General features: G+C 70.9%; 5 protein-coding genes. 2 read left to right on the plus strand and 3 right to left on the minus strand.

Annotated features, from left to right (window positions below):
• On the plus strand, positions 1–377 hold a 377-nt coding region (locus ABNX41_RS21495; protein ID WP_438671723.1), incomplete at its 5' end, for an MFS transporter.
• Between the two features lie 341 nt (positions 378–718).
• Complete coding sequence (locus tag ABNX41_RS21500; protein WP_438671726.1) at positions 719–2,602, plus strand: heavy metal translocating P-type ATPase; 1,884 nt, start codon at positions 719–721, stop codon at positions 2,600–2,602.
• 40 nt (positions 2,603–2,642) lie between these two features.
• Here the strand turns inward: ABNX41_RS21500 and ABNX41_RS21505 are convergent, their stop codons facing one another.
• Genes ABNX41_RS21505 through ABNX41_RS21515 form a run of 3 tightly spaced genes read right to left on the minus strand, consistent with a single transcriptional unit; the run spans position 2,643 to position 4,903 of the window.
• Complete coding sequence (locus ABNX41_RS21505) at positions 2,643–4,379, minus strand: SulP family inorganic anion transporter (protein ID WP_438671724.1); 1,737 nt, start codon at positions 4,377–4,379, stop codon at positions 2,643–2,645.
• Positions 4,380–4,401: 22 nt separating this feature from the next.
• Entirely contained in the window at positions 4,402–4,749 is a 348-nt protein-coding gene (locus ABNX41_RS21510) for a protein tyrosine phosphatase family protein (protein ID WP_438671725.1), read from the minus strand.
• A complete protein-coding gene (locus tag ABNX41_RS21515) occupies positions 4,733–4,903 on the minus strand; it encodes a DUF6691 family protein (RefSeq protein WP_438671727.1) in 171 nt (56 codons plus the stop codon). The genes ABNX41_RS21510 and ABNX41_RS21515 overlap by 17 nt, the downstream gene beginning before the upstream one ends.
• Position 4,904: the final 1 nt, after the last annotated feature.

The following is a 4,904-nucleotide window of genomic DNA, read 5'->3' on the forward strand; positions in this document are numbered from 1 at the left end:
GGGTGACGGCATCGGGCCTCGTCATCATCGCGCTGTCGGCGATCTTCGCGCTTGCGGGGCTGGACATCTTCCACTTCTACGTGTCGCTGATCCTTCTGGGCATCGGCTGGAACTTCGGCTTCATCGGTGCAACGGCCATGGTGGCGGCGACCCACAGCCCCGAGGAACGCGGCCGGGCACAGGGCACCAACGATTTCATCATCTTCGGGACCGTCGCCGCGGCATCGTTCTTTGTCGGCGCGCTCTTGCAGGCATCCGGATGGCAGCTCATCAACTGGCTGATCTTTCCGGCAGTGGCCCTGATCCTCGCCCCGCTGGTCTGGCAGATGGGCGGGCGAAACCCGCGCGCGCATGCCGGCCGCCAGGCCGACCGCTAGGTCCGGTCGTGGGCGGGAGGACGCGACAAGCACAGATCGCGCAGGCCCTTCCCGCTCTGCTGACGCCATACCGCGCGTGGCCCGCGGCGACGGCCCGCTTCTGATCGTCGTGCTGATCGCCGCGTTCGGCATGCCGGACCGGCATGGATCCGATCAGGCATCAATAAGAACGGCCGTCGCCATGGACGAAGAACGAGGGAAAAAGGAGATGCGCCAACCAGCCTGATCGAACGGACAAGCGCCTGCGTTCAGGCTGCTGTCCCCCCCTTCCCCAGCCATTGCCGCTCTTGCGGCACAGCCAGGAACAGACATTGCCATTCGATCCTTCCTCTGATCGCGCCATGGCGGCGCTGACACTTGCCAGCCTTTTCGGCGTCGCGCTCGCCGCCCTCTCCGCCTTTGTCGTCCCCGGCCCCCACGGGGCCTTCGGTCTTGTCCTCGTCTATCTGGCAGGGGGCGTGCCAGCCGCATTGCGGGCGCTACAGGCACTCTGGTCCGAGCGGGTGCTCGACATCGATCTCCTGATGGTGATCGCCGCAGTCGCGGCGGCGGCGGTCGGCGCCCCGCTGGAAGGCGCGGTGCTGCTGGCGCTGTTCAGTCTCTCGTCCACGCTGGAGCAACGCGCCATGGGCCGGGCGCGGCGCGCGGTCGAGGCGCTGATGGCGCTGCGCCCCGACACCGCGCTGCGGCAAGGTGCGGACGGCACGGTGGCCGAGGTGCCGGTGGCCGATCTTGTCCCCGGCGAGGTGGTGGTGCTGCGCCCCGGCGCGCGGGTGCCGGTGGACGGGGTGATCCTCGACGGCGACGGCGCGCTGGACGAGGCGACGATCACAGGCGAATCCATGCCCGTTCACAAGGCGCCCGGCGCCAGGGTGTTCGAGGCGACGGTGAACCTGAACGCCGTGCTGACGGTGCAGGTCGCCCGCGCGGTCGCCGACAGCACGGTGGCGCGGATGATCGCGCTGGTGACCGAGGCGCAAGCCGCCCGCGCGCCCTCTGAGCGGTTCAGCGAATGGTTCGGCCAGCGCTATACGGTGGCCGTGCTGGCGGGCTCGGCGCTGGCCTTCGCGGTGTTCCTGTGGCTGGGCTGGTCGCCGCACGACGCGCTCTATCGCGCCGCGACGCTGCTGGTGGCGGCCAGCCCCTGCGCCATCGTGATCTCGGTTCCCGCCGCGATCCTGTCGGCGCTGGCGGCGGCGGCGCGCGGCGGCGTGCTGTTCAAGGGCGGCGCCGCGCTGGAGACATTGGCCGAGGTCGAGACCTTCGCCTTCGACAAGACAGGGACGCTGACCACCGGCAGGGCCGAGGTGACCGAGGTGGTCGCGCGCGGGAACGAACCCGGGGACGAGGCGGTCTTCCTGTCGCTGATCGCCGGGCTGGAGGCGCAGTCCGAGCATCCCATAGCCGATGCGATCCGCCGTCATGTCACGGGGCGCGGTCTCGTCCCTGCCGAAGTGCATGACGTGGAGACGGTCCCCAGCGAAGGCATCGCCGGCCGCGATGCGCAAGGCCCGCTCTGGGCCGGAAACCCCCGCATGGCGGCGCGCATGGGCGCGACGCTTGACGGGCCGGACCTGGCCGCCCTGGCCGACACGGCGCAGACGGTGGTGTATTTCGGGCGCGGCAACCGGGTTCTGGGTGCGGTGAGCGTGGCGGACCGGCCGCGCGAGACCTCGGCCGCCGGGCTGGCGGCGCTCAGGGCCGAGGGGGTGACGACGCTGTCGATGATGACCGGCGACCGCCGCGCCGTGGCATTGCGGATCGGCGCGGATCTGGGCTTTGCCCCGGCCGACATCCATGCCGACCTGCTGCCCGGCGACAAGGTGCATCTGGTGGGCGGGCTTGCCCGTCGCGGCCGGGTGGCCTTTGTCGGCGACGGCGTGAACGACGCGGCCGCGCTGGCGCGGGCCGATGTCGGCATCGCCATGGGGGCTGCCGGCAGCGAAGTGGCGTTGCAGGCCGCCGATGTGGCGCTGCTGTCCGAGGACATGGGACGCCTTGCCGCCGCGCGCAGGCTTGCACGCCGCACGCGGCGGGTGATCCGCCAGAACCTGATCTTCGCCATGGGAATGATGGTGCTGCTCGTCACCGCCAGCCTGTTCCTTTCCCTGCCGTTGCCGCTGGCGGTGATCGGGCACGAGGGCGGCACGGTGCTGGTCGTCCTGAACGGGATCAGACTGCTGGCCGATCCGATCCGCAGCGACACCGGAAAGGCCGTGGCATGAGGCAAGACCGCGATCCCGCACCCCTCCGCAACAAAATGGATCAGGAGACAGGCGCGGGGGTGCAACCGGCACCATCGGCCGCACGCAACCGGCACACCGCCGCGTGCTGGCTGAGGAAGACTTCCCCGGTCAGATGGGTCAGGAAGTCTGTCCGCCGCAGCCGGTCCATGACCGGGCCCTTGACCTCGGACAGGTGGAACCGGATGCCGGCCTCGCCCAGTCGGCGGTTGATCTCTTCGAGGCTTTCGAGCGCACTGGCGTCGATGTCGTTCACCGCCGGGCACATCAGGACGACATGGCGCAGGCCGGGGCGTTCGGCCACCAGCGCGGCGATCCGGTCTTCCAGAAACCGCGCATTGGCGAAGTAGAGGCTCTCGTCCACGCGCAGCGACAGGATCGCCGGATCGGTCAGCACCTCGTGCCGCTCGATGTTGCGATAATGCTCGGTTCCCGGCACCTGCCCCACCACCGCCGAATGCGGGCGCGAGGTGCGCCACAGGTGCAGCGCCAGCGACAGCAGGACGCCGGCGGTGATCCCCGGCTCCACCCCCCAGCCCAGGGTGACGAGGATCGTGGCCGCCATCGCCGCGAAATCCGAGCGCGAGTAGCGCCAGGTCCGGGCCACGGCCCGGAAATCGACCAGCGACAGCACCGCGAGGATGATCGTCGCCGCCAGCGTCGCCTGCGGCAGGTCGGCCAGCCAGGGCGTGAGGAACAAGGTGGCCAGCGCGATCCCCATGGCGGTGAACACGCCCGCGGCCGGGGTGCGCGCGCCCGCATCGAAATTCACCACCGAACGCGCGAAGCCCCCCGTGACCGGATAGCCCGAGGACACCGCGGCGGCGATGTTCGCAGCACCGAGGCCGATCAGTTCCTGGTCCGGCGCGATCCGCTCGCGCCGCCGCGCCGCCAGCGTCTGCGCGACCGAGACCGATTCCACGAAGCCGACCACCGAGATCAGGAAAGCCGCCGGGAGCAGCGCCACGACCAGATCCGGCGCGAGCACGGGCAGCCCCGGCACCGGCAGCCCCGCCGGGATCGCCCCCACCAGCTCCACGCCGCGCGCGGCCAGATCGAAGACCCCGGCGGCGGCGATGGTCGCACCGATGGCCATCACCGGCGCAGCGCGGGCCACGGCATCGGCCAGCGCGCCCGGCAGGCCAAGACCGGCCAGCCCGCGTTTGAACCACCGCCGCGCCACATAGAGAAAGGCCAGAACGCCCGCGCCCACCCCCAGCGTCGCCGGGTTGACTGCACCGACCTGCCCGGCAAGCCCCGCAAAGATTTCGGGCAGGGTGCCGCCACCGCCCTCGACGCCGAGGATATGGCGCAACTGTCCCGCCGCGATCAGCAGGCCCGAGGCGGTGATGAAGCCCGAGATCACCGGATGGCTGAGGAAATTCGCCAGAAATCCCAGCCGCAGCACCCCCATGACGATCAGGATCGCCCCGGACAGGGCGGCCAGCGTCACCGCCGCAGTGACCGCATCCGCCAGCCCCGCCGCCGCGACAGGCGCCACCGCCGAGGCCGTCATCAGCGAGACCACCGCGACCGGCCCCACCGCAAGCGTGCGCGACGAGCCAAAGACCGCATAGGCCAGCAGCGGCAGGATCGAGGCATAAAGCCCGACCTCGGGCGGCAGACCCGCCAGCATCGCATAGGCCAACGACTGAGGGATCAGCATGATCGTGACGATCACCGCCGCCAGCAGGTCGGCGCCGAGGGTCGCGGAATCGTAGCGTCGCGCCCAGTCGAGCACGGGAAACCAGCGTTGCATGAGGGTGCGGTCCTGTCTGTCTTCAGCCCCTGGCCATCCGGCGCAGGGTTTCGGCGCGGGCGCCCGACCGGCACCAGCCCAGCACCGGCCCTTCGGCTGCCTCCATCACGGCGCGGAAGGCCGCGACCTGCTCGGGGCCGGGCGTCCCCGAAACCGGTATGTGATGCGCAGTCAGGCCGAGGCGCCCGGCCTCGGCCGCGAGGGTGGCGAAATCGGGCTGGCCCGGTTCCTCGCCATCGGGGCGGGTGCAGACCAGCTTGCGGAACCCGGCCTCGGCGATCGCCGGCAGGTCCTCGGGCCGGATCTGTCCCGTCACCGAAAACCGTTCGTCCACCCGCCGGAACGGCGAAGCCTTACGAAACGGCCACATGCCGCGCCTCCATCCAGCGACGCAGAACCCGGGCCAGCAGGATGCCCCCCAGCATGGCGGCCACGAAGATCGCGGCCTCCGGCCGCATCAGCCCAAGCGCCGGGATCGCGCCGCCCGGGCAGAAGCCGGCGATGCCCCAGCCTACGCCGAACAGC

Origin of the sequence: Pseudogemmobacter sonorensis, assembly GCF_042762395.1 — a bacterium.
In the GTDB taxonomy this organism is placed as follows: domain Bacteria; phylum Pseudomonadota; class Alphaproteobacteria; order Rhodobacterales; family Rhodobacteraceae; genus Pseudogemmobacter; species Pseudogemmobacter sonorensis.

Excerpts from the sequence above, each read along its gene's own strand:
- ABNX41_RS21505 (WP_438671724.1), bottom strand. The coding sequence starts at position 4,379 with ATGCAACGCTGGTTTCCCGTGCTCGACTGGGCGCGACGCTACGATTCC.
- ABNX41_RS21510 (WP_438671725.1), bottom strand. The coding sequence starts at position 4,749 with ATGTGGCCGTTTCGTAAGGCTTCGCCGTTCCGGCGGGTGGACGAACGG.
- ABNX41_RS21500 (WP_438671726.1), top strand. The coding sequence starts at position 719 with ATGGCGGCGCTGACACTTGCCAGCCTTTTCGGCGTCGCGCTCGCCGCC.